The organism is Peribacillus sp. 05N428 (assembly GCF_056397085.1).
In genome coordinates, this window is sequence record NZ_JBFTMS010000007.1 from 62,558 (window position 1) to 87,331 (window position 24,774).

The 24,774-nt window shown below is 40.8% G+C and carries 22 protein-coding genes, 1 pseudogene and 2 riboswitches; of the genes and pseudogenes, 15 read left to right on the forward strand and 8 right to left on the reverse strand.

What is annotated here, in order from left to right; all coding sequences use genetic code 11:
* Positions 1 to 152: 152 nt before the first annotated feature.
* Both AC1DIV_RS09190 and AC1DIV_RS09195 read right to left on the reverse strand, forming a co-directional pair.
* Complete coding sequence (locus AC1DIV_RS09190; protein ID WP_340878058.1) at positions 153 to 1,802, reverse strand: M14 family metallopeptidase; 1,650 nt, start codon at positions 1,800 to 1,802, stop codon at positions 153 to 155.
* Between the two features lie 218 nt (positions 1,803 to 2,020).
* Positions 2,021 to 2,362, reverse strand: coding sequence for a DUF1450 domain-containing protein (locus tag AC1DIV_RS09195; protein WP_226990537.1), 342 nt, complete (start codon positions 2,360 to 2,362; stop codon positions 2,021 to 2,023).
* Positions 2,363 to 2,627: 265 nt separating this feature from the next.
* Between AC1DIV_RS09195 and AC1DIV_RS09200 the strand changes: the two genes are divergently transcribed.
* The 5 genes from AC1DIV_RS09200 (at position 2,628) to ltaS (ending at position 9,473) form a co-directional block, all read left to right on the forward strand.
* Positions 2,628 to 3,578, forward strand: coding sequence for an ABC transporter permease (locus tag AC1DIV_RS09200; protein WP_048688135.1), 951 nt, complete (start codon positions 2,628 to 2,630; stop codon positions 3,576 to 3,578).
* Complete coding sequence (locus tag AC1DIV_RS09205) at positions 3,571 to 4,518, forward strand: iron chelate uptake ABC transporter family permease subunit (RefSeq protein ID WP_048688138.1); 948 nt, start codon at positions 3,571 to 3,573, stop codon at positions 4,516 to 4,518. Before AC1DIV_RS09200 ends, AC1DIV_RS09205 begins: the two co-directional genes overlap by 8 nt.
* A complete protein-coding gene (locus AC1DIV_RS09210; protein WP_034310071.1) occupies positions 4,512 to 5,270 on the forward strand; it encodes an iron ABC transporter ATP-binding protein in 759 nt (252 codons plus the stop codon). The genes AC1DIV_RS09205 and AC1DIV_RS09210 overlap by 7 nt, the downstream gene beginning before the upstream one ends.
* 213 nt (positions 5,271 to 5,483) lie before the next feature.
* Complete coding sequence (locus AC1DIV_RS09215) at positions 5,484 to 6,431, forward strand: siderophore ABC transporter substrate-binding protein (RefSeq protein ID WP_445670174.1); 948 nt, start codon at positions 5,484 to 5,486, stop codon at positions 6,429 to 6,431.
* A gap of 1,074 nt (positions 6,432 to 7,505) precedes the next feature.
* Positions 7,506 to 9,473: a lipoteichoic acid synthase gene (ltaS, locus tag AC1DIV_RS09220; RefSeq protein WP_340878056.1), complete on the forward strand. Its 1,968-nt coding sequence runs from the start codon at positions 7,506 to 7,508 to the stop codon at positions 9,471 to 9,473.
* A 48-nt stretch (positions 9,474 to 9,521) separates the two neighbouring features.
* Here the strand turns inward: ltaS and AC1DIV_RS09225 are convergent, their stop codons facing one another.
* Entirely contained in the window at positions 9,522 to 10,151 is a 630-nt protein-coding gene (locus AC1DIV_RS09225; protein WP_340878054.1) for an RraA family protein, read from the reverse strand.
* Positions 10,152 to 10,354: 203 nt separating this feature from the next.
* Here AC1DIV_RS09225 and AC1DIV_RS09230 point away from each other — a divergent pair, with 203 nt between their 5' ends.
* On the forward strand, positions 10,355 to 10,579 hold the full coding sequence (locus AC1DIV_RS09230) for a hypothetical protein (protein ID WP_340878053.1): 225 nt from the start codon (positions 10,355 to 10,357) through the stop codon (positions 10,577 to 10,579).
* A gap of 682 nt (positions 10,580 to 11,261) precedes the next feature.
* Here the strand turns inward: AC1DIV_RS09230 and AC1DIV_RS09235 are convergent.
* Positions 11,262 to 11,441, reverse strand: coding sequence for a hypothetical protein (locus AC1DIV_RS09235; protein ID WP_034310080.1), 180 nt, complete (start codon positions 11,439 to 11,441; stop codon positions 11,262 to 11,264).
* A 118-nt stretch (positions 11,442 to 11,559) separates the two neighbouring features.
* Between AC1DIV_RS09235 and AC1DIV_RS09240 the strand changes: the two genes are divergently transcribed.
* The 7 genes from AC1DIV_RS09240 to AC1DIV_RS09270 all read left to right on the forward strand — a co-directional run bounded on the left by AC1DIV_RS09240 (position 11,560) and on the right by AC1DIV_RS09270 (position 18,631).
* The gene (locus AC1DIV_RS09240) at positions 11,560 to 11,889 is read left to right on the forward strand and encodes a DUF948 domain-containing protein (protein ID WP_072272279.1); all 330 of its coding nucleotides are present in this window, start codon (positions 11,560 to 11,562) and stop codon (positions 11,887 to 11,889) included.
* A 40-nt stretch (positions 11,890 to 11,929) separates the two neighbouring features.
* Positions 11,930 to 12,032, forward strand: a riboswitch (guanidine-I (ykkC/yxkD leader).
* Between the two features lie 48 nt (positions 12,033 to 12,080).
* Entirely contained in the window at positions 12,081 to 12,401 is a 321-nt protein-coding gene (sugE, locus tag AC1DIV_RS09245) for a quaternary ammonium compound efflux SMR transporter SugE (RefSeq protein ID WP_034310082.1), read from the forward strand.
* Positions 12,402 to 12,455: 54 nt separating this feature from the next.
* Positions 12,456 to 13,007 carry a YhcN/YlaJ family sporulation lipoprotein gene (locus AC1DIV_RS09250; RefSeq protein WP_340878052.1) on the forward strand — a complete coding sequence of 184 codons (552 nt, stop codon included), beginning with the start codon at positions 12,456 to 12,458 and terminating at the stop codon, positions 13,005 to 13,007.
* Positions 13,008 to 13,153: 146 nt separating this feature from the next.
* On the forward strand, positions 13,154 to 14,662 hold the full coding sequence (locus AC1DIV_RS09255) for a spore germination protein (protein WP_226990538.1): 1,509 nt from the start codon (positions 13,154 to 13,156) through the stop codon (positions 14,660 to 14,662).
* A 24-nt stretch (positions 14,663 to 14,686) separates the two neighbouring features.
* Positions 14,687 to 15,787 carry a GerAB/ArcD/ProY family transporter gene (locus AC1DIV_RS09260; RefSeq protein ID WP_340878051.1) on the forward strand — a complete coding sequence of 367 codons (1,101 nt, stop codon included), beginning with the start codon at positions 14,687 to 14,689 and terminating at the stop codon, positions 15,785 to 15,787.
* Positions 15,784 to 16,866 carry a Ger(x)C family spore germination protein gene (locus AC1DIV_RS09265; RefSeq protein ID WP_340878050.1) on the forward strand — a complete coding sequence of 361 codons (1,083 nt, stop codon included), beginning with the start codon at positions 15,784 to 15,786 and terminating at the stop codon, positions 16,864 to 16,866. The genes AC1DIV_RS09260 and AC1DIV_RS09265 overlap by 4 nt, the downstream gene beginning before the upstream one ends.
* Positions 16,867 to 16,951: 85 nt before the next feature.
* Positions 16,952 to 18,631: a glycoside hydrolase family 13 protein gene (locus AC1DIV_RS09270; RefSeq protein WP_340878049.1), complete on the forward strand. Its 1,680-nt coding sequence runs from the start codon at positions 16,952 to 16,954 to the stop codon at positions 18,629 to 18,631.
* Between the two features lie 49 nt (positions 18,632 to 18,680).
* Here the strand turns inward: AC1DIV_RS09270 and AC1DIV_RS09275 are convergent, their stop codons facing one another.
* Together AC1DIV_RS09275 and AC1DIV_RS09280 are read right to left on the reverse strand one after the other, a co-directional pair.
* Complete coding sequence (locus AC1DIV_RS09275; RefSeq protein ID WP_340878048.1) at positions 18,681 to 20,132, reverse strand: amino acid permease; 1,452 nt, start codon at positions 20,130 to 20,132, stop codon at positions 18,681 to 18,683.
* A 96-nt stretch (positions 20,133 to 20,228) separates the two neighbouring features.
* Positions 20,229 to 20,413: riboswitch (Lysine riboswitch) on the reverse strand.
* A gap of 258 nt (positions 20,414 to 20,671) precedes the next feature.
* The gene (locus AC1DIV_RS09280) at positions 20,672 to 21,634 is read right to left on the reverse strand and encodes a LacI family DNA-binding transcriptional regulator (protein ID WP_340878047.1); all 963 of its coding nucleotides are present in this window, start codon (positions 21,632 to 21,634) and stop codon (positions 20,672 to 20,674) included.
* 482 nt (positions 21,635 to 22,116) lie between these two features.
* On the opposite strand from AC1DIV_RS09280, the pseudogene AC1DIV_RS09285 reads away from it, so the two are divergent.
* Together AC1DIV_RS09285 and AC1DIV_RS09290 are read left to right on the forward strand one after the other, a co-directional pair.
* Positions 22,117 to 22,662: pseudogene (locus AC1DIV_RS09285) on the forward strand (metal ABC transporter permease); the annotation flags it as partial.
* Positions 22,663 to 22,809: 147 nt separating this feature from the next.
* Positions 22,810 to 23,982 carry an FtsW/RodA/SpoVE family cell cycle protein gene (locus AC1DIV_RS09290; RefSeq protein WP_048688186.1) on the forward strand — a complete coding sequence of 391 codons (1,173 nt, stop codon included), beginning with the start codon at positions 22,810 to 22,812 and terminating at the stop codon, positions 23,980 to 23,982.
* Between the two features lie 81 nt (positions 23,983 to 24,063).
* Here the strand turns inward: AC1DIV_RS09290 and AC1DIV_RS09295 are convergent, their stop codons facing one another.
* Both AC1DIV_RS09295 and AC1DIV_RS09300 read right to left on the reverse strand, forming a co-directional pair.
* Positions 24,064 to 24,399, reverse strand: a complete 336-nt coding sequence (locus AC1DIV_RS09295; protein WP_048688189.1) for a spore coat protein — start codon at positions 24,397 to 24,399, stop codon at positions 24,064 to 24,066.
* 13 nt (positions 24,400 to 24,412) lie between these two features.
* Positions 24,413 to 24,691: a hypothetical protein gene (locus AC1DIV_RS09300; RefSeq protein WP_034310108.1), complete on the reverse strand. Its 279-nt coding sequence runs from the start codon at positions 24,689 to 24,691 to the stop codon at positions 24,413 to 24,415.
* Between the last annotated feature and the right edge of the window lie 83 nt (positions 24,692 to 24,774).

The window sequence follows — 24,774 nt, forward strand, 5'->3', positions numbered from 1 at the left end:
AAAAAACACATTTTCCGTTTATATGTATATTCAAAACTTGTCGTTGCATTCAAGAAATCATGTCAGGCGCATCGTCCCACATGAATAAAGGAGGGGGAACTAAAAACGCTTTGGCAATGAAAGCTGCCAAAGCGTCATTTAGATCCTATGCATCATTTAACTGGTAAGGAAGATGACCGCATATAGCGGTAAATCGGCAGTTCTTTTCCTTTGGCAGCCGGGATGAAATTGAATGTCACGTAGCTGTCTATGCCCTCAGGTTCGAGGGCAAGGGAGATGAAGTTGGCATCAGGCTGAGCCATGTCGAAAACATAGCTTCCTTTTGGGAAATCCCGAGTTTTTGAAGTGACGTTGGTGGTGACTTCCCTTGTGGAATGTCCGCTTTCCAGTTCAGCGGAAACTTTTATATCATTGACCCTATAGCTTTCAACAGCTACCTTCATGGGTTTTTTTAATTTTTTCACTTCTACTCCCAATAGCTGAAGTTTTTCAGCGATATTTTTATATTCGGGCGGAAGGATATAGGCTGTCGGACGATCTCTGACAAGGGTAGGGTAGGCATCGGTTGAATCCAGCCAATCGATGGAGGCATCGACCATTTTCGCTTTCGCTAAATCGACTACCGTCAATTTTTGATCCTTAACCAATTTATTTTCGCTGGTGATGACGATTTTATCGTTATCATTTGCTCTTCGCCCTTTTTGCACGATTTCCGTTTCTGCCTGTTTAACGGCCTTTTTAACTTTACTTGCCTGTTCGGCTGTCGTTTTGATGAAGGCTGCCTGTGCTTTAGCTTGTGCAAAAACACGTCGATTAAAATCGGTACGGCCGATATTGATTCCCCTTGTTTCGATTAAATAGGTCATTGTATTTTTCAAGCCGAGGGCGTTTCGGCCAATCCGGGCTTCGGTGCTTCCTTCTGTGGCGGTAAGGACCCCATCATCAGAAGTGGCCAGTGTATAGTAATCGTGATAGGAAAGCTTTTCTTTTTCCAATGTTTTAAAAACATTGGGTAAAAGCAGTTGATCGGATGCTTTTCGAAGCTGTTCGGGAATATTTAAATTCTTGGCTGAGGAGATGAGTAAATCATAAGAAGCGATCGATCCATTTGCTCCGACCTTTTTCAGGGGGACGGGATTCACTGTATATTCATGTACATCCAGAATGACTTCCGGTTCATAATCATCGATTGATTGATGAATCGTCTGTACTTCAGGATATTCCACTTTTAAGTAGTCCCTATTCGCATCCATGTCATTTGCGGTAAATCGTTTGAAATAATAAGAGCCATCGGGATTGACCCGTGGAACGATGGCAACATTGACTTTATCGAGGACATCACCAAGCTTGCCTTCAGCCAGCCATTGTGCAAGGACTAATGTTGATTCACCCGATGCGGGTTCATTGCCATGGATCTGACCTTGAATCCAAATCAATGGTTTATGTGAACCCTTAATCGGTCTTTTTGAATCCTTGCTGAAAAGAAGCATCGGGATGTCGCGTCCTTCTGTGGATTTACCTATCGTCTTGACCTGGATGTTCTTGTTTTTATGGGCGAGGGACTTGATATGATCAAACATTTCTTCCTGGCTCGTAAAGGCGATCTTGTTTTGTTTAAAGGCAGGGGTCTTGAAAGAAACATTAGGGTCAGGGAAAAGGTGGGAGAGGTTATCTGGTTGAATGTAGCTTGGACCATTTCCATAATAAGGGGTGAATTCTTCGGCTTCGGCTAAGGGGCCAGGCAATCCAGTGACGAGACCTAGTGTTACGACTGATACAATGGTAGGAATGATTTTTTTCATGGACGTCCTCCTGTCTATCTTTTTCCATAAATTATCATATATTAAACTATTTATACAGTGAAAACATATGAAATAGTGAAAAACAGGAAGTAACGACTAGATTAATGATTCCATGGTAAAATTCGCAATCCTTTTAATAGATGTTCATCACCTGTATTCTGTATAATTACAGGTGGAAAGTCAAAATGATACAGATCAAGCTATTTGCTTGGCCCGTATCATTTCAATTCATCATATAACTTATTTAAAAGATCCTGTGAATCTTCGCCGCTCATTATCTGGCCGTTCACTTTCGCATAGGGGGTTTTCTTACAAAGTTTACACTCACTCAAACATTCATATTCCTTATATTGAATCCTTGGATTCTCTAAGAACTTACCATAATCGGCAATTGTTTGTTCATTAAGGAAGCGGTCAAGATTATTTTGGCAAAATTCAATTTGGATTTTCGCCTTTTTTGAGAACACTTTGGATAACAAGTTTTTCATCATATCGCTTCTTTCATTGGAAGAGTAAATATTTGTTATTTTGATTTTATCACTTCCTGAAACGAAATGCATGGTTGATTCATCCGAATCCATTACAATTTGACTATCGGGAGAATATCAAGTATTTCCCTTGTATATATTGACACATGTCCAAGAAATGATAGAATAAGAATGGATGATAATGAATCTCATTATCACGAATGGAAGATCCTTGTAACTATAGCAACTTAATGAGTCCCATTTCAATAGGTGACTTAATGATAGTCTTTATTCAAATATATTTAATTAAAAATATTATCGCTGTATTAAAGTGAGATAGGAAGAGTAGGAAATGTAGATGAAGATAAGATATTTAGTCATGGCGTTAATTGTTTTATCATTTACGTCATTATTCATTGGTGTAAAAGATATTACCCCCCTGGATTTATTGAATCTAAGTGATGATAAAGTGCAAATCATGCTGCAAAGCCGTTTCCCCAGAATGGTGACCATAGTCATTGCCGGTATTGTGATGAGTATAAGCGGTCTGATCATGCAGCAATTGAGCCGCAATAAATTTGTATCCCCGACGACTGCCGGTACCATGGACTCTGCAAGGCTGGGACTTCTTCTTGCCATTATCATTTTTCCATCGGCAGCACTTATTGAGAAAATGGCATTCGCTTTCATATTCGCTTTGGCAGGTACATTCTTGTTCATGAAAATTCTTGATCAAGTGAAATATAAGGATACGATCTTCATTCCATTGGTTGGTTTGATGTTTGGTAATATCGTAGGATCGATCTCGACTTTCTTTGCCTATAAATATGATTTGATTCAAAGCCTCAACACATGGATGAATGGTGATTTCTCGATGATCATGTCGGGAAGGTACGAACTTATATATCTAAGTATCCCGCTAGTCATTCTCGCATACTTCTTTGCCAATAAATTCACTGTGGCAGGGATGGGTGAGGAGTTTGCTATCAATCTAGGACTCAATTATAAGCTTATAGTCAATTTTGGATTGATCATCGTGGCATTATCCTCCACTGTCGTTTTGTTAACGGTGGGAACGATTCCTTTCATAGGATTGATCGTACCGAATATTGTATCCCTTTACCTTGGTGACAATTTGAAAAAGAGTCTTTCTCATACAGCATTGCTAGGGGCAGTCTTCCTATTGATCTGCGATATTCTGGGCAGGATCCTCATATATCCATTTGAAATCCCGATCGGACTCGTGGTTGGTGTGATAGGAAGCGCCGTATTTATCTATTTGATACTGAGGAGAAAGGCATATGAATAATAAAAGTAGGATCATTATATTGGCTGTTCTTGCAGCTGCTTTAACGGCAGGTTATATCTTTTGGGACCTTGGCCCGAATTGGGACTATGCACTGCCGAGAAGGGTCATAAAAATCATCGCCATCATCGTGGTTGGCTGTGCAATTGCTTTTTCAACAGTAATTTTCCAGACGGTCACGAATAATAAAATCCTGACGCCAAGCATTTTAGGGTTGGACTCCATGTATATGCTGATTCAAACGGGAGTGATTTTCATCTTCGGTTCAACGCATATCATGATCATGAATAAAAATCTCAATTTCCTGATTACACTTGCGGCCATGCTCATTTTTGCAAGCCTGCTGTTCAAGTTCATGTTCAAGAAAAACCGCAATATTTATTTCCTATTGCTGATCGGTATCATCTTCGGAACCTTATTCGGCAGCATGTCTTCATTCATGCAGGTATTGATTGACCCGAATGAATTCCAAATCATTCAAAATAAAATGTTCGCCAGCTTCAATAATGTCAACACGGACCTGTTAACGTTAGCTATTATCCTCATGATTGCGGCAATGATATATTTCATGAGATTTCTGAAGTATTTAGATGTCATGTCCCTGGGAAGGGACCAAGCCATAAACTTGGGTGTGGATTATGATTTTGTCACGAAGCGGGTTTTAATCGTCGTTACGGTTTTAATTTCCATTTCGACTGCCCTGATCGGTCCGATCACGTTCCTTGGATTGCTTGTTGCAAATGTGGCTTATCAATTCATTAAGTCCTATCAGCATAAACATATCCTCCCGGGTGCAATGCTGATCAGTGTGATTGCCTTGGTCGGCGGCCAATTCATTGTAGAGAGGATCTTCACGTTTTCCACGACCTTAAGTGTCATCATCAACTTTGTCGGCGGCGTCTATTTCATCTATCTTCTATTAAAGGAGAATAAATCATGGTAGAAGTGAAAAATTTATTCAAAAAATATAATAATAAAACGGTTGTCGAGGATGTTTCCATTGAAATAATGAAAGGGAAAATCACATCCTTCATCGGTCCCAATGGAGCGGGGAAAAGTACCGTCCTTTCGATGATCAGCCGTCTCATTACCCGGGATTCAGGAGAAGTCCTGATCGAGGGTAAGGATATGGGGAAATTCAATAGCAATGAACTTGCGAAAAAGATTGCCATCTTAAAGCAGGCTAACCACATCAATATCCGTTTAACGATTCGTGAACTCGTCGCCTTTGGCCGTTTTCCTTATTCACAAGGAAAGCTGACGAAAGAGGATTGGAAATACGTCGATGAAGCGATTGAATATATGGAACTTGCTGACATGCAGGATAAGTTTCTTGACCAGCTTAGCGGCGGGCAGCAACAGCGGGCCTTCATTGCCATGGTCATTGCTCAGAACACGGAGTATGTGCTTCTTGATGAACCCCTGAACAATCTTGATATGAAGCATTCCGTCCAAATCATGAAGGTATTGAGGAGATTGGCCGATGAATTGGGGAAAACGGTCATCATCGTCATTCATGACATTAATTTTGCATCCTGTTATTCCGACTATATCGTCGCATTGAAGGATGGCAAGGTTGTTCATAATGGTCCTACCGAACAAGTCATCAATTCCAATGTATTAAAGGAAATTTATGATATGGATATTGAAATCCAAAGTATCAATGACAATAAGATCTGTGTGTACTTCACATAAGACAATTCCAAAATTGGTTTTAAATTACTTCAGTATTCATAGCCGTCCAGAAGTCACACTATACGCTTCTTAGGCAGTTAAGAGTTGGCGGGCGCCCAAGACTTTAGCCGCCTCCTGTTCATCTGGCAGGAAAAGTGTTGAAGGTGAACTCTGTGATGGTGAGGATTCAATATGTAATTTTAAATAAAAAAATTTTTCGAGGTGACCATAATGATTAAGAAATTATCCTTACTGCTTTTGGTTGCAATGCTGGCTGTAGTGGCTGTAGCTTGTGGATCAGATAAGGAAAAAGAAGAATCAAGCACGAAAAAAGAAAGTGCTAAAAGCGAAGAAATTACGGTTAAGCACCAACTAGGCGAAACGAAAGTAAAAACAAACCCTGAAAAAGTCGTTGTATTCGATATGGGTACTCTTGATACTCTTGATAAATTAGGTGTGGAAGTAGCAGCTGTCCCTCATGATGGACTTCCGGAATACCTTTCTAAATATAAAGGTACAACTGAAAATGCCGGTGGATTAAAAGAGCCTGACTTCGAAAAAATCAACGAAATTGCTCCAGACCTAATCCTTATTTCTGGCCGTCAATCTGAAGCATATAAAGAATTAAGCAAAATTGCCCCTACTGTTTTTGTAGGTGTGGATACAACAAAGTATATGGAATCGTTTGAAGAAAACGTAACACTTTTGGGTAAAATCTTCGATAAAAAAGACGAAGCAGCTAAAGAATTGGCAAGTGTTGAAGAAAACATTAACGCTTTGAAAGAAAAAGCTCCGACTGACAAAACTGGTTTAATCGTTCTGGCCAGCGGCGGAAAAGTAAGTGCTTACGGACCTGATTCAAGATTTGGAATCATCCATGATGTATTCGGAGTACCTGCAGTGGATGATAAATTGGAAGTATCGACACATGGTCAAAGTATTTCTTTCGAATACATTGCTGAAAAAAATCCGGACTACCTATTCGTTGTAGATAGAGATGCGGTTGCCGGTGATGGAGCTGCAGCAAAAGAAACGATTGAAAATGACATTGTAAAAAATACAAAGGCATTTAAAGAAGGTAACATCATTTATCTAGACCCTAACTACTGGTATTTATCAGGCGGCGGTTTAGAATCTGTTGACGCTATGGTTAAAGAAGTTTCAGAAGGCATTAAGCAATAAATATGATGAAAGATAATCCTGTCCCCGATCGAGGGGCAGGATTTTTTATTTTTTATAATAAAGCTGGATGAAACAAATATACTAACAAAGGGGAAGAAAAGAATTCCTGCAAAACACAGGTAAGCTTATAATAAGGCGCCCACAACCCAATTAAGGGGGAATGGGAAAGGACAAGGTCTATATTCCGCCTGTTGCCCCTGCTATGGCTTATATGGCCTGCAATCGTAAGAATATGACCCTTCAGCCAAAATGGAAAATTCAGTTTCTTCCTATTATACTGTCTTTTGCATCCTTTCCGGTTCCAGGAGGGATTTGAAATCGTAATTTATGTTAAATTTGGGAAATTGCATCTTTTATGGATGATAAAAATATTATGATCTCCACTTCAAATTATCGGGGAGAATTCGGTGTCATTAATTTTCAGGAAAAATTATTAGAAAAAAGCTGAATAAAAAAGCTGAGGGGAATGATGTCGATACTTCGTGTAATCCATTTGTTATTTTTTGAGATTCAAGGGTGACTGGACGCAATAATGAACGGGTCAAACTTTTACAGGCACGGGGTTTCAAAAGTACGGATGAGAAAAGCATCCATGTAACCGGCAATCCATTTTAAACTGTCGAATTATCGGGAAAAAAATCCTGGGATATAACCATAGCTTTCAATAATTGAAGGTTTATATCTTTACATATTTTGTAATGTGCTGGTTTTTTTATAAAGAGTCGTTTATAATGGTAAAAGCCTGAAGGACGTTAAAATATTTAGTGACTGCCATCCGCAGTCACACCAAAAAATTACGGTAATATTTATTGGATTAAGACATGTAGTTCCTATATATTTGTTATAGGTGCGCTGAACATTCGAGACGGGCGAAACTCTGTTATTTTTTCAAAGGCTTGTTCATAAGCTAAAGAAGTCTTCTGGATATAAGAGTTATGGATGTGACAAAAGGTGGTTTTCACAATCTTGACTATCCAAGTGAAAGAATGCTATTATAAGGTTTCCGATTTTCCGTCTTTTGTAAGTTTGTAAAAATTTATATAAATAAACCACTAGATTAATAGAGGTGAAAGCATGAATAATTTTCTTAAAAAAAGCCGGCATTTATTTGCAGATAACATACTAGGCTTTTTCTTTATTGCGGTAGTCTTGTTTTGGATAAAAACTTATATTGGATATCGAATTGAATTTAACTTAGGTCTTGAAAATGGCCTGCAACAGTTCTTACTGTTCATAAATCCGATTAGTTCAGCCATTTTATTCTTTGGCTTGGCACTATTGGCTAGAGGCAAAAAATCGTTTAAATGGATTATCAGGTTGAACCTATTGATGTCCTTATGGTTATTCTTCAATTTTGTATACTACCGGTCATTTACCGATTTCATTACATTGCCAACTTTGACGCAAGTGCAAAATGCCGGTGATTTGGGACCGAGTATTTTAGAATTATTTAAAGGCCATGATGTATTTTATTTCCTTGATACGGTTCTTTTGATCGTATTGTACAGATTCAAAGACTTTAAAGTGGAAGACTTCAAAGTCAAACGCCGTACAGTTGGAATGGTTTACCTAGCGGGACTAGCAATTTTCGCCATCAATTTGGGACTTGCTGAAAAGGATCGCCCGCAATTATTATCAAGAACATTCGACCGGAACTATATCGTCAAATATTTGGGCATGTTCAACTATACTGTTTATGATGCCGTTCAGAATACTAAAACATACGCTCAGCGTGCGACTGCAAACAGCACGGATATTGCCGAAGTCGTCAACTATACGAAGGCAACAAGCGCTGAACCAAACCCTAAGTACTTTGGTGCAGCCAAAGGCAAGAATGTCATCTACCTGCATTTGGAATCGATGCAGAATTTCCTGATCGATTATAAGTTGAATGGGGAAGAAGTAACTCCATTTTTGAACTCACTTGCAGCAGATAAGTCAGATTTCATGCGCTTTAATAATTTCTTCCATCAAGTAGGCCAAGGTAAAACAGCGGATGCCGAATTCATGCTTGAAAATTCCCTGTTCGGTTTACCGCAGGGGGCAGCATTCACAAACCGATCTCAAAATACGTATCAAGCAGCACCAGCGATTTTAGGACAACAAGGATACACTTCTGCTGTGTTCCATGGTAATTACAAATCTTTCTGGAACCGCGATAATATGTATAAGTCTCTTGGCTTCAATCAATTTTTCGATGCTAACCATTATAATATGGAAAATAAAGAGGAAGTACTAAGTTATGGATTAATGGATAAGCCGTTCTTTAAGGAATCGATTCCAATGTTAGAAACGCTTAAACAGCCTTTCTATGCAAAATTCATGACGGTATCTCATCATTTCCCATATGCAATGGACCAGGAAAAAGCAACAATCGGAAAGCATACGACAGGCGATGCTTCCGTTGATAGTTACTTCCAAACTGCACGTTATGCCGATGAGGCGCTTAAAGAGTTTTTCGATTATCTGAAGGAATCCGGTCTATATGATAACTCGGTAATCGTTATGTATGGTGATCACTATGGTATTTCCGAAAACCATAAAGAAGCCATGTCAAAAGTGCTTGGCAAGGATGTTGGCGCATTTGAGAATGCCCAATTGCAACGTGTACCATTATTGATTCATGTTCCAGGTGTTGAAGGCGGGGAAATGAATCAATACGGAGGACAGATTGACCTTCTCCCGACTTTATTGCATCTGATGGGAATTGAATCTAAAGATTATGTACAATTCGGTTCCGATTTATTGTCAAAAGATCATAATGAAGTGGTACCTTTCAGGAATGGTGATTTTGTAACACCGGAGGTCACTTCCATTAAAGGGAAATATTACGATACTAAAACAGGAGAATTGGTCGAGGAAAATGATGACATCCTCAATTATAAAACGAGAGCTGAAACGATGCTCAATTTATCCGACCAAGTAGTGAACGGCGACTTACTCCGTTTCTATACTCCAAACGGCTTTAAACCGATTGATCCTGCTGACTATGATTACACATATGATGAAGAAGGTTCTAAGGAAGAAAAGTCCGATAAATAAGGCTAATGAAAAGAACAGGCAGGAAGCCATCGCTTCCTGCCTGTTCTTTTATATGCGTAATCCTTTATTGGTCATCATGGCAATATACTTTCTGATTTCATCAGGCTTCCCTGCATATTTTTCGGCACGCTGTTCGTCTTTCATGATTTTATCCTTTGCTTTGACCAGGATTTCTTCACCCTTATCTTTGGGCACGACCACTACTCCATCTATGTCCCCTATGATGATGTCCCCTGGATATACGGTGACACCTCCACAGGATATGGGCACATAGGTTTCGCCTACGCCTGCCTTGCCGCTAGAGGCAACCGTCGTCCCTTTGCTGAAAACAGGGAAATTCAATTGTTTAATGGCTTCAAGGTCGCGAATGACCCCATCGACTACGAGGCCGCCAATTTCCATGGTTTGCATCATGCCGACAACAAAGTCTCCTGCTATAGCCCGGTATGTATCACCCTTGCTGTCAACGACAATTATATCCCCAGGCTTGGCTTCACCGATTGCTTTTAACACGGCAGAATTATCACCGACGGGAATCTGTACGGTCAAAGCTCGTCCGGCCATACGAAATTCTTCCTTTAAGGGTTTTATTGCTGAATCCAGATTGCTCAACCCTTCCATTGCATCTGAAATCGCCGTGGTGGGCAAATTCCTGAACTGTTGAATAAGATTATCCATGACTATGATTCCTCCTTAAGAGTTAATGAATATAGCCTAATTATACAAAAATTTCGTAATTTTCTAATAGTTTTCAGCTTGATAAAATGGTAAGTGTTGTTCACTGTCTGTTACGCCGGTTCATAACCGAACTGCGAATTTTTAAGAAATACAGGCACCCATTTTTTCATTTTTAATAGGAAGTGCTTGAAGGAGTGATGACTATGCCATGGCAACAAAAAATTAGCTATTTAATAGGTCAGCCTGTTGGGATTTCATTAACGAATGGACAAGGGACGTCAGGTGTTTTTTGTGGTACTTCAGGTGAAAAGCTTCTTGTTATTGAATATATGTATCAAGCACAATTCGCCTTAAAACAATACGATTTTTATATGATTCAGGATATAAATTCATTTCCGCCCTGTCAGAACACACAACCATTATATTAATGAAAAGACCCAGTTTAGAGGGGCTTCAGGCTTTATATAAACTCGATGAAAATCGAATTTGCCTAAAGTTTTTTTACGGTTTGTACAATTTGAACGTTGCCTCCAAGTATTCGCTATCCGCGGGCGGTCCGGGAGCCTCCTCGGCGCTTCTGAGCCTGCGGGTTCTTTATGGACGCGCATTTCCGCAGGAGTCTCGCACACCCGCTCCAATTGTTATAACTCTTAGATAGAACCCTTTTGCCTACAGTCTTCATTGTTTGTTTAAAACTTAAGGTGATTCCTCAACCCTTCCATTGCATCTGAAATCGCCGTGGTGGGCAAATTCCTGAACTGTTGAGTAAACTATTAGTTTTCCGTTTGATAGTATGGTAAATGAGTGTAATCAATACCTGAAGGGGGAGGGAAGCTCAGCTGTCACAAGGGGGTTGAAGTCCAATTCCGTTTTAATCAAACGATTGATTAAACTGTATAGATCATCGCTATGAAGATTGAAATCCTGCATAGATACAGTCCTAGCAATAGTAATGGTCGGGTCTCCATGGCAGTTTATCCGTACAGGAACATTCTTCCGAAGCAAGGGTAGAATGCTGGTGCATATCCTCGGTATTTTTTACTGATCTGGATGGGGGTGTCAGCGAAGAAATCCATAACACAGCCAGTGTGCAGGGGATACTTACATTCTTCAAAGCAGGAGCAGAATCAAGACGGATGTTGCCAATGTAAGCCAAAGGGGGCTGAAAACTTCTGGATGAATGATTAAAAAAATGATTCCTGCAATCGTGGCGGCCTGCTGTATGGTCATATGTCTAATGAAGTGGATTCCAGCTTTAAAACAGGCTTTAAGAAGAGGCATTTGATTCATTTTCATTCCTCCTTTTACTTTCAATAATATGACCAGGCATAAAAGAAAATACATGGTGATTCGTTTTCTGCTCAATTATTACGGGTATAGTAAAGGTAAAATAAAAGGAGGAATCTAGGTGATCATTGTATATATTAGTCTTGCCCTCTTTATCGGATCGATTATTTATTTAGCGTTTTTTGCTTTTAAAACATTTAAGGATACCAAACCGACAATTGAAAATGTGAATCAAACCGTTACACGCATCCAGGCCAAAACGGATCAGATTAAATCGGAAACGGACCAACTCGCCATGACCCAGCAAGAAATCACTGAAGATGTTGAATATAAAAAAGAGGCTGTCCAATATACGGTTGAGGCGGCTAAAGAAATACCTGAACCCTTTAAGAATATTTGGTTTTCAATAAAAGGTGACAAGTGGAAGCTTAGAAACAGAAGCGATGCATAAGTGTTTGACCGATCTGAAATGTACATGATATAGTATGGAAATACTATGTTTCTAGGGTTCCTCGGTTGAATGTTACCGGCCGGAATGGTCCAAGAGAAACGCGCAGTAATCTGCGTACACGGAGGGAAAAAAGCCCGGGAGGTTATGAAAGATGACCTCCCGGGCTTTTTCTGTAATTGGAGGCGGAAAAGATGGCATGGATTCAATTGGTGATTGCAGGATTATTTGAAGTGGTATGGGCGACAAGTCTAAAGTATACCGAGGGTTTTACGAAATTATTACCTTCTATCATAACGATTGCTGGCATGGTTATTAGTTTTTATTTTTTGTCATCGGCGATAAAAACTCTGCCTATGGGAACAGCGTATGCAATCTGGACTGGAATAGGGGCTCTTGGGGCTGTTCTGGTAGGCATCATCGTTTTTAACGAGCCTAAGGATGCGATGCGATTGGTATTCGCCGGTTTTATTTTGGTTGGAATTATCGGCTTGAAGGTCACTTCTTCTGAATAATCTGCCCACTCCTCGCAAATAGTAATGTTAAATGATTTTTGAGGAGTGAAGAATATGAACTATAAAGCGATAGTATCAAGTGCAATGATGGCTTTAGTGATTACAGGTTGTGCAACGAATGATAACGAAGATGCCAGTGAAAATCTTGGCCTGAATCGTACTCATCAGGATAATTTGGATAATCCGATGAATGTAGGCGACACAAGGCAAAATGTTAATAATGTCAATAATGATAATAATATCAATAATGATAATAATGATAATGGCGTAAACGGTATGAGGGTCTCCGAGGATATCTCAAATCGAGTCGAAGCTTTGAAGGAAGTAAGTAACGCAAATGTCATCGTGACTGAAAATAATGCCTATGTAGGCGCAGTATTAAAAGACGGCGGGGAAAAGGATATCTCGAATGACCTTAAAGAAAGGGTTGCTGATGCAGTAAGGGCAGCGGATCCATCTGTAGACCAAGTTTATGTGTCGGCAAATCCGGACTTTGTTCAAAGAATGGATAGGTATGCGAATGATATCGAGAATGGAAAACCCGTTGAAGGATTTGCTGAAGAGTTCCGTGAACTTGTAACACGGATCTTTCCAAGTCCAAGATAATTGGAAAATTAAGAAGTAAAGACCTATCCGGTGGATTCCGGATAGGTCTTTTCCTATTTTAAAGATATCCGTGGAACATGACTAACTTTAAATAGGGTGGTTACAATAATCGAATGAACGAAAAACTTTGTATTGGGGGTGGGAAGGTGAGGTTTTTTAAGGACAAGAGGGAAACGGATTCAGCATCCTTTCAGGTTACTTCCAAGGATTTTCAGGAACTCCTTAAAAAGTTTAAAGCATCTAATGATTTTCTTACCTTCCAATTCCCGAATGATGATGGCTATATCATCTCCTACTTCAATTCACTGGTCAGTGTACAACAGCTCCACGAACAAGTATTGGCGGTCATGTCGAATCAACCAAAGAAGGTCCTTAAGCAACTAAAAGGCGATATTCCGATGGAAGATATGAAATTGACGGCTGATTTAAAAGACATTCAAAGATTGGTTTTGGAAGGATCGATCATGATTCAATACAAGCAAGATGATGAAATGTGTTTGCTCATACCGTGTGTTCACAGTGTGAAAAGGCAAATTTCAACACCTGAGTCGGAGTATACGGTCGTTGGATCCAAGGAGGCGTTTGTTGAATCGCTTGATTCGAATTTGAATCTGATCCGTAACCGATTGCCCACTCCTGAATTGCAGTCCAAGGAATTTAGGGTCGGGAGCATCTCGCAAACAAGGATAGCGGTACTCTACATAGATGGGGTGGTAAATCAACAGATCATCAAGACGGTCATACAGAGAATAGAAGATATAGAATATGATACGATCGTCGATATTTCGTTCGTAAGCCAGATGATCACGGATAATCGGAATTCGATGTTCCCGCAATTGATTGATACGGAGCGGCCTGATCATCTGGCCAGTGTATTATCGGAAGGGAAAATAGGGATCATGCTGGATGGATCTCCTCATGCATTGGTTGGTCCCAATACCATCATTTCATTCTTCTCGTCATTTGAAGATTATTTTCAAATTTGGAATCTCGGTACTTCATTCCGTTTGATTCGGCTTTTCGCCGTGCTGTTTTCCGTTTTGTCATCACCTCTGTATGTGGCCGTTTTAACCTATCATTATCAAGTGATCCCAACGGATTTGCTGCCAATCTTAATATCATCCAGGGGAGTGATCCCTTTTCCGCCGATCTTGGAAGCGATCGTGCTGGAAGGGACGATCGAATTGCTGAGGGAAGCAGCGGTCAGGCTGCCTGCCAAGGTTGGCTCCACCATCGGCATTGTTGGCGGTATAGTCATCGGTTCAGCCGCTGTGGAAGCGGGATTTGTCAGTAACGTCTTGTTGATGCTTGTCGCTTTGGCTGCCTTGGCTTCATTTACGGTGCCGATTTACCAAATCAGCAATACGATTCGCCTTATCCGCTTTCCCTTTCTAATTGCTGCCCAGTTATACGGGCTGTTTGGAATAGCTTTATGCAGTGCATTCATTTTAAGTCATTTATTGAAATTGACTTCGCTTGGCAGTCCTTATTTAGACCCGCTTTACCCGTTAAGAATTCATGACTTTAAAGATAGTCTGATTCGCCTCCCTTTTTCAAAGCAGAAAAAACGCCCGCAGTTTCTGCGGACGGAAAATCCACTAAGGATAAGGAAAGAGGCGGAAAAACGAAACACCCGTAATGATATCGATGAATAAGGAAGTAGAAAGCGGTGAGAAGGAATGGAAGTCAAACCAAATGAAACAAAACAAATATCTCCATTTTTTGTTTTTTTCCTCATGCCCGGCATGCAGATTGGAGTAGGGATATTGGGGTTTGAACGGATCATAGCGAAAGAGGCTGGCCAAGACGCATGGATATCGGTCCTAATATCAGGGTTGATCATAAATGTTCTGCTTTGGATGTGTTTCAAGCTTTTGGGCAGGGGCCCTCAAACTCTTGATTTGGTTGCCATCCACAAGGATTTGTTTGGTAAATGGGTGGGGAATGCTTTCAATATTTTATTCATCTTCTACTTTATCATGATTTCCATCATTCTTATCAGGACTTATTTAGAAGTCATTCAGGTTTGGATGTTCCCTGGTGTCAATGTCCTGATGCTGATAACCATCATTCTTATTCTCGTGTATAACTTTGTGGAGGGAGGTTTCAGGGTCATTACCGGTTTTTGCATAATCGGCCTTATAATCGGATCGCCATTATTCCTCTTGAATTATTTCCCTTTGAAGTACGCCCACTTTGAAAATTTGGGTCCTTTTCTTGACCATTCCTTTTTGGAAATCATGAAGGCCTGTAAGAAAATGACTCTGAATTACCTTGGTTTTGAATTAATCCTCATTTATTATCCTCTCATTAAAAATCGTGAGAAATCTCAAAAGTGGGCCCACTTAGGGGCGTTGTTCACTATGGTGATATATGTGGTATCCATACTTGTTTCATTAGCCTACTATCATCAAGATCAGCTGAAAGATGTAATTTGGGCAACTTTGACGTTATGGAAAATTGTAGACCTTCCATTCATTGAAAGGTTCGAATACATAGGGATTTCCGTTTGGCTGTTCATGGTGCTGCCGAATGTTTGCCTAGGGGTTTGGGCCGCAAGCAGGACAGCGAAAAGAGTATTCGGATTTAGACAAAAAAAGATGTTGGTTCTCATTCTGATCATCATTTTGGTTTCCTGCATTTTTTTGGATAACCGCTATAGGATCGATAAGTTTAACACGATCAGTTCGCAAATTGGTTTTTATATCGTTTATTTGTATCTTCCTCTCTTATTCATATGGCAGTCGATCGTCTATAAATTCAGGGGGCATAAATCATGAAAATCAAACTTCTCTTGATAACATTAGCAAGCTTTTTGATGACGGCGTGCGGCGTGGAAAAGCAAATATTAGAAGATATATTAATTGCTGAAGTCGTAGGTTATGATGATGCCGGAGACAAGAAAATCAAAGGAACGGTCGTTGTCAGCGTTCCTCAGCCTGGAGAGGAAGCAGATCTGGGTAAAGAAGTATATGAAGCGGACTCCCATGATATAAAGGCGGCCCGCCAGCAGGAAAATGCAAAAACACCATACCCGATTGTCGGCGGGAGACTGACAGTCACTCTATATGGTGAAGAATTGGCAAGTAAGGGATTGAATGATTATGTCGATACATATAGGCGTGACCCAATGGTGGGAAGGGATTTGTATTTAGCGGTCGTTCATGGCAAAGCGGAGGATGTAGTTAAAATGGAGCCGAAGTTGATTAAAACTCCAGGGGTTCAAGTGAAGGAGCTGATCGAACAGAATATAAGGACTAATTTGCCTGATGTAGATCTTCACAGGTATTTATATGCGTGTCATGGTAAAGGGATCGATCCGGTCTTGCCCTTATTGGAAACAACAGAAGACCAAATACGGGTAAGGGGGATCGCCTTGTTTAAAACGGATCGTTATATTGGTAAATATATACCTTATGAAGACGGCTTTTTATATAAGGTCCTTAGTGAAAATTTTAAGCTGGGGAGTTATGAAATTAAATGGAAGGAAAATGACTTTACCGATATCAATAACGTGGAGTCACGTGTCCATTATCATATTTCGAATGCCAATCAAGACCCAAAGGTCAGGATTGAAGTGAAAATGAAAGCGAGTCTGCTAGAGGTCCAAGGCTACGACTTGGGCAAAGCGGTCGACCTGAATAAAATAGAGGCCAGGGCCGAGCAGGTCATTGGCAAAAAATTAAATGAGATGGTAACCATGTTTCAGGAGAACCATATAGATCCGCTTGCACTCGGTGATCATGCTAAAAGTAAAACAAGAAATTTTGATCAAAAACATTGGGAGGAGGCATATCCCGATATTCCAATCGAGGTCGATCTGGATATTGAAATGATTCAAACGGGAATAGCTGAATAAAAGTAGAATATTCTGGAGTTTTCCCCTTTATAATAGGGTATTGGTGTAAGGATTGTGTCAATGCGGCTAAAAAAGGGGGAAAAGCATGGACAAAGCATGGTGGAAAGAGGCAGTTGTGTATCAAGTGTATCCAAGGAGTTTTATGGATAGTGATGGCGATGGTATTGGTGATATAAATGGGATTTTGATGAAGCTAGATTATTTACAAGAGCTGGGTGTGAACGTGATATGGCTATCCCCAGTTTATCAATCTCCCAATGATGACAATGGGTACGATATCAGTGATTATAAAGCAATCATGACTGAATTCGGGACCATGGCCGATTTCGATAGGTTGTTGAAGGCCGTTCATGAACGTGGAATGAAGATCATGATGGACCTGGTGGTCAATCATTCTTCAGATGAACATCCATGGTTCGAGGAATCCCGTTCCTCAAAAGACAATCCGAAACGTGATTACTATATTTGGAAACCTGGCAGGGATGGGAAAGAGCCAAATAATTGGGAGTCGATTTTTAAAGGTTCAGCATGGGCATATGATGAAAGAACCGATGAATATTATTTACATTTATTCAGCAGGAAACAACCGGATTTAAACTGGGAGAACCCTAAGCTCCGTGAGGAAGTTTACAGCATCATGACTTGGTGGCTGGATAAGGGTGTCGATGGCTTCCGGATGGATGTCATCAACTTCCTTTCAAAAGATCAAAGCTATTCAGATGGAGCCGTTCATCATGAGAAGCAGTATGGTGATGGAAGCCCCTTTTTCCTGAATGGACCGCGCATACATGAGTTTCTGCAGGAAATCAATCAACGGGCACTTTCTGGACATGACGTGATTACGGTTGGGGAAATGCCAGGCGTCACACCGGAGGAAGCGCAATTGTTCACAGGTAAAGATCGTGGTGAGCTACATATGGTCTTTCAATTCGAACATATGGATTTGGGGAGGGGACCAGAAGGGAAATGGAGTAACGAAAAATGGAATCTAACCGATTTAAAGCGAATTCTCTCTAAGTGGCAGACTGGTTTGGAGGGGGATGGCTGGAACAGTTTATACTGGAACAACCATGATCAGCCCCGGGTTGTCTCAAGGTTTGGTAATGATGGAAAGTATCGTATTGAAAGCGCAAAGATGCTTGCCGCTTGTCTTCATATGCTGCAAGGTACACCTTATATATATCAAGGGGAAGAGCTGGGAATGACCAATGTTGCATTTGAAAGCATCGATGAATACCGGGATATCGAAACATTGAATTCATATGACGAACTCGTCCATTCTCATGGCTGGTCAAAAGAGCGGATGATGTCAGCCATCCACGCCCGCAGCCGGGATAATGCGAGGACACCGATTCAGTGGAATGACTCCCGGAACGCAGGATTCACGAAAGGGACCCCTTGGATTAAGGTTAATCCCAATTTTCCCGAGATTAATGCAGAAAAGGCTTACAATGATCCGAATTCCATTTTTTATTTTTATAAAAAGCTTATCCAACTGCGCAAGGAACATGATATCGTCGTTTATGGCCGTTTTGAACTGCTGTTGCCGGATGATGAACGAATATTTGCCTACACGAGATCGTTTGAGGAAGAAAAGCTGTTGGTACTGTGCAACTTTAAAGAAGAGCAGGCCTCTTATACTTTGCCTGAAGAGCTTCATGCATATTCTGCCACAAAGCTGATCGGCAATTATGATCAGGAGGAAGAAGGAATCTCCAGCAAACCCCTGCAACCATATGAATGCAGTGTTTATCATTTGAAATGAAAAAAGGACCTGTTCTTCTCCGGTTAGGGAAGAACAGGTCCTTTGCGTATTATTTTGATTTAAGGTCACATTCCTCAAGCGGAATGATTTTCGTTTTATGCTTAATTTTATAGCCGAACCATAGGACGAAAAATAGAATCAAGCCAATGTAGGAAACGAACATTGAATTCCAGTCGATCCCATCGCTGCTGAAAGCCTGATAGCCTTGTCCGATGATAATGATAATACAAAGGACAAGTGCGAATATAGGTCCGAATGGGAAGCCTTTTGCCCGGAATGGTAAAGCATTCATATCAAGGCCTTGAGCGGCGTAAGCTTTGCGGAACCGATAATGGGCAATCGCAATCCCTACCCAGGTGACGAATCCTGCCATGCCTGAAGCGTTCAATAACCAGATATAAACGACGCCATCCCCGAAAAATGAAGCTAAGAATGCAACGCAGCCAACTAAAGAAGTCACGATAAGTGCATTCACGGGCACTCCTCTTTTATCTAACTTGCCTAGGAATTTCGGTGCTTTCCCATCACATGCCAAGTCCCATAGCATACGGGTTGAAGCGTACATGCCAGAGTTACCGGCAGAGAGTACGGATGATAAAATGATCGCGTTCATGATGGATGCAGCAAATGCAAGGCCGGCCCGTTCAAATACAAGCGTGAATGGACTTACGGCAACATCTTGACTCAATAAACGTGAATCCGTAAACGGAATGATCATTCCAATAACGAAAATTGCTAGGATATAGAACAAGAGGATGCGCCAGAAAACGGATCTGATCGCTTTTGGGATATTTTTTTCTGGATCTTCACTTTCACCAGCGGTCACTCCAAGCAATTCCGTTCCTTGGAATGAAAAGCCGGCAGCCATGAATACGCCTAGAATCGTGAAGAACCCTCCGTTAAAGGGACCTTCGCCCATTGTGAAATTGGAAAAACCGATTGGGTCATTCCCACCCATGATTCCGAGAATGATCAGAACACCCGTAATCAAGAAAATGACGACTGTCACGACCTTGATCATGGCAAACCAGAATTCTGTTTCCCCGAAACCTTTAACTGACATGTAATTGATAAGAAACATAGTGATTAACGCAATGGCACTCCAGATAAATGAAGGGCTATCCGGGAACCAGAACTTCATAATTAAGACAACGGCTGCCAATTCAGCGGCAATGGTGATTGCCCAGTTATACCAGTAGTTCCAACCAATCGCAAAACCGAAGGACGGATCGACGAATTTGGATGCATAGACACGGAACGAACCGGCCACTGGCATGAACGCCGCCATTTCTGCAAGACTTGTCATTAAGTAATAAACCATGATGCCGATGACCGCATATGCCACCAAGGCACCGCCGGGACCGGCTGAATGAATGGCACCGCCACTTGCTAAAAATAAACCTGTTCCAATCGTTCCACCTAATGAAATCATCATTAAATGACGCGCTTTCAGGCTCCTTTTCAATTCAGTAGGGCTTGAAGGTGATTGTGAATTTGACAATTGATGTTACACTCCTTTTTATTGGAAGGGAACGAAAAATAAAAAAACAGCAGTCGAAAAAGATCGACGGCTGTTTATAATAAACCCGTTTATCCTTCCGAAGATAGCTCCCCACGCTTTTTAAAAAAACGTGACAGTGGTGTTCCTATTCGGTTACACCGCCAGCAAGAATATACATGGAATATACCCTAACTTCGGCAACTTATCCTTTCAAACGGAGTCTTTAATTTTCCAGAATCTCGTCCGTTTTACTTTTATAAGCTGCAGCCTCTAACTCATCGGTAAATGAGGAAGTATTCAATTTTTCTAAAATCGTTGGCGTCAGTTTGTAGGTGACGTCGGACGATTTTACTCATGAAATTCATGCAATCGCTAATAGATTGCTAGTAATTGAGTAAACTTTACTATATCAAAATTATAAAATAACTTCTGGGATATCGCAATGATTATTTTATGTGGTTATTTTTTCCTAGTTAATGAATGAAGGCAGGAAGGAAGAATCAAGTGACGATATACTAAAATATAGCACATCCTGATAACTAAACGGTTTTCCGTTTTATTAGGGCATAGTCCAGTTTTACATGTTTGACCTCTTCAGGATTCTCAAAGAGATCCACTGCCATTTTCCCGATCCATTCCAGCGGTAAGGAAATGGTCGTGATGTCTAGCATTTCGCCAAGGCTATCATTATTGAAGCCGAGAATGGCACAATCTTCCGGTATCCTTATACCCGATTTCCTAGCGGTAAGAATGAAGCCCGCCGCCGTGTCATCATTCGTGATGATGATGGCTTCAGGTTTATCCATCATCGAATTCCATTCCTGAAACAATTGTTCACCGTCTTTGATGTGATAACTGCCTTCAAACAGCCATGCTTCATTGTTTATCAGTTGATGTTTACTCATGATATCGTTAAAGGCCTTTGTACGATGGGAACTGTTCCTGCTCTTTTTACGGCCGAGGCTGTATCCGATTTTCTTATATCCTTTAGCAATCACGTACTCAAGGGCACAGGAGAAAGCTGCATAATGATCAATGCTGATGGATGAGAATTCAGCCTGGGCGGTATCTTCACATAAAATAATCGGTCCGTATTTTTGGTAATTCAAGAGGATTTTCATTTCCGAAATCCTTGAACAAACGATAATGCCATCGAGCTGTTTCATTTGCAGCATATTAAAAGCCTGGATCTCTTTCTCCCTGTCATAATTTGTTTGAAAGATGACGATATGACAGCCAATTGCATTTGCCTGTTTTGTGATTCCGTTAACGATTGCCCCGTAATATGGGTGATTGTTGAAGGGGATGATGACGCCGATAAGGTTGGTTTTCCCTTTTGAAAGATGAATGGCGTTGATGTTTCTCGTATAATTCAAACGATTGATCGCTTCTAAGACGCTCTTTCTTTTATCGGGGCTTACATATGGATGATCATTCAATACACGAGACACTGTTGAGACAGATACACCAGCACATTGAGCTATTTCTTTAATATTTGTCATGGTATCACCGTTTTTCTTTTTTTATATTGTACAGTATGAAACCCATTTCAGGGCAAGGGAACAGTGTGGGACTGCTGAAGATTTCTTCAAATAAGGTCTTGTTATGGTATTGGTTTCATCCTTTAATATTGGTCTAAGTCTTAGAGGAGGAGGAAATCATGATGTTCCAAACTTTAATCACCCTGTTTGTGCTTTGCGGAATCGAATTGGGATTTGCGTACTTGGCCATTTCCTTGAAACAGGAGAAATGAGTGGCAATGCCCGTCAAGAAGTCCGCGGCTTTATACGTGGAAACCGCGTTTACTCGTGAATTTCACGTCGTCCAGAAATAGCTCCCCTAGTTATGTTCACCAGTAAAACTCCACAATATAAATATAATTTCATCATACGGAATGACTGACTGTCAGGAAGCTGCCTAGTGGAGCTTCCTGACAGTTTTTGCTGTGTGTAAAAGTCATTGCTGATGGAATCGATAAGCAACAAATCTGGAACATGTCCTTTATGGGGAAATATCCTATACTCCGTGGAACACGATGACAATCGCGGGAATCGAGGCTGGACCAAAAGCTGTTTGGATAGTCGGCAGTTGTTTTATCCTGAACCTCTTACTGATTTTCCTTTTCTTCAAACAGTTTAAACTCGTTTCATTTGATCCATCACTTGCTGCCGCGATGGGAATTCCTGTACTGTTCTTTCATTACTTATTGATGAGCCTCATTTCACTGACAACTGTTGCTTCTTTTGATAGTGTAGGTTCCATTTTAGTAGTTGGGATGCTCATCATACCTGCGGCAACGGCCTATCTGCTGTCAGACCGTTTAAGCCGCATGATATTGGTCAGTATCGGGGTCGGGGTGCTAAGTTCCGTCATCGGCTACTATTCAGCCACCATTTTGGATGCCTCGATATCAGGTTGCATGGTGGGTTCGGCCGCCATATTATTCGGATTGGCCTTTCTCTTCTCCCCGGGCAATGGATTGGTCAGCCTATTGCTGAAACGGAGAAAATCAAAGGAATCACATGCATAGCTCTCCATGCCTGCAGGCTTCATGGAAATAACTCCATGAGGCCTGTAAACTATTCTTCGATATAGTTGTGATTTTATTTGTTTAAAGTATAATGAATAAGTGTATTTATAGATGTATCGCAGGAGCCTTTTTAAGGGAGAGTTTAGTATGGAAGAACAAAATAAATTTTCATCTCGAATAGATTTTTCTTTGGTCACAATATTGCTGTTATTATGCGTTGGAAGTTGCCTGGCAATCTATAGTGCCCAAACGACTGGACAGTACGCTGAAAACTTCTTAATAAAACAAATTTTTTGGTATATAGTGGGGATTGGAATCGTATTAGGGTTCATCACACTGGATTCGGACCAGTTGAAAAAAATCTCTTGGTACGCTTATGGCTTCGGATTATTTTTACTTTTTTTGCTGATCATTATGCCGGAAAGCATCGTTCCTGTCCGGAATGGTGCGAAAAGTTGGTTCATCATTCCGGGAATCGGTTCGATTCAGCCATCGGAATTCATGAAGGTTTTCCTGATCCTGGCTTTAGCGAATGTCATATCGAACCATCATCTCAAAAACACGCTGAAAACGATTCAAACGGATATCTGGCTGCTTATTAAAATCGGTCTTGTGACCGGTGCCCCTTTATTGTTAATCATGCAACAGCCGGATTTGGGCACCTCGCTTGTCATCATGTCAATCATGCTCGGAATGATTTTCATATCAGGGGTAACATGGAAGATCCTGCTGCCGATCGTTTCGGGAGGAATTGTCGTCGCGTCCACGGTCCTGTACTTTGTACTTTGGAAGCCTGAAATCCTGGAAAAATACCTAGGGGTAAAATCTTATCAATTCGGCCGTATCTATTCTTGGCTGGATCCATATAATTATGCCAGCTCCGAAGGGTATCACTTAACCAAATCCTTACTGGCCATAGGCTCCGGCCAGACCACAGGCAAGGGAATCGGTTCAAGGGAAGTGTATTTGCCCGAGAGTCATTCGGATTTCATTTTCAGCATCATCGGTGAAGAATTCGGCTTCATCGGATCAAGCATCATCATTTCCTTGTTTTTCCTATTGATTTACCACATAACAAAAACGGGAATGGACACGAAAAATAACTTCTATACATATATCTGTGTGGGCGTTATAAGCATGTTGACGTTCCACGTTTTTCAAAATATCGGCATGACTGTAGGCCTTTTGCCGATTACGGGGATTCCGCTTCCATTTGTCAGTTATGGAGGAAGCTCGCTCATGGGGAACATGATGGCGATGGGCTTAATATTCAGCATTCGGTATCACTATAAGAAGTATATGTTTTCTACGGATATCTAATAATAAAGCCGGCCCCCGATGGCCGGCTTTATTTGTAGCAAAAAAACAAAAGGAGCAGAATCCACCCCCCTGAATGTTTATTTATTGAATGTTCGTTCCAGATGGAAATTGATTTTTATATCCGGAAAATTGTTGATACGATTGGCCTAAGCTGGTAGCTTGCGCCTTTTCTAAACTATACCAGCCTTTTTCGAACATAAGGTTATAGAGTTCACGCTGCATCTCCTGATTTTCTTTGGAAATGGAGAAAATGTCTTGGAATAATGCTTGATTACTCATTTCATGCAGGGCAACGGAAAGGGAGTTACAAAAGTATTTTTCAGTTGTGAGCATATCATTTATAAAATCCCTGTCATTCATTTGCGGTGTTTTTGCCACGGGAGATTCAGGATTTTGGACTTTGTTTTCATTGGGCATCAAGAACCCTCCTTTATTGATATTGTTGTTGACTCTGATTTTGGTCCGGGTTCAAATGTTTCAAAATGGTATCGTAATGGCGTTGATGCATGAGTCCGCACCGATTTAACGCATCAATGATTTGCGGGTCCTTACATTGTGTGGCAAAAAAATGTGCTTTTTTAACCGCATTCAGATTCCATGCAAGCATGTCGGTCAAGTATAAGCTATCTTTCACCGAAACCATCTCCGGCGGCTGTTTCATGAAGCCGGTCGACTGCTGTTGGCTATTAAACGAATTTTGCTGTTCCATCATTCTACCTCCTTATGTGTTCTTTAATCGGGCTTAATTTTCCCTTCATGAAATTTTTTATTCTTGATTCTAAATATCTGAAA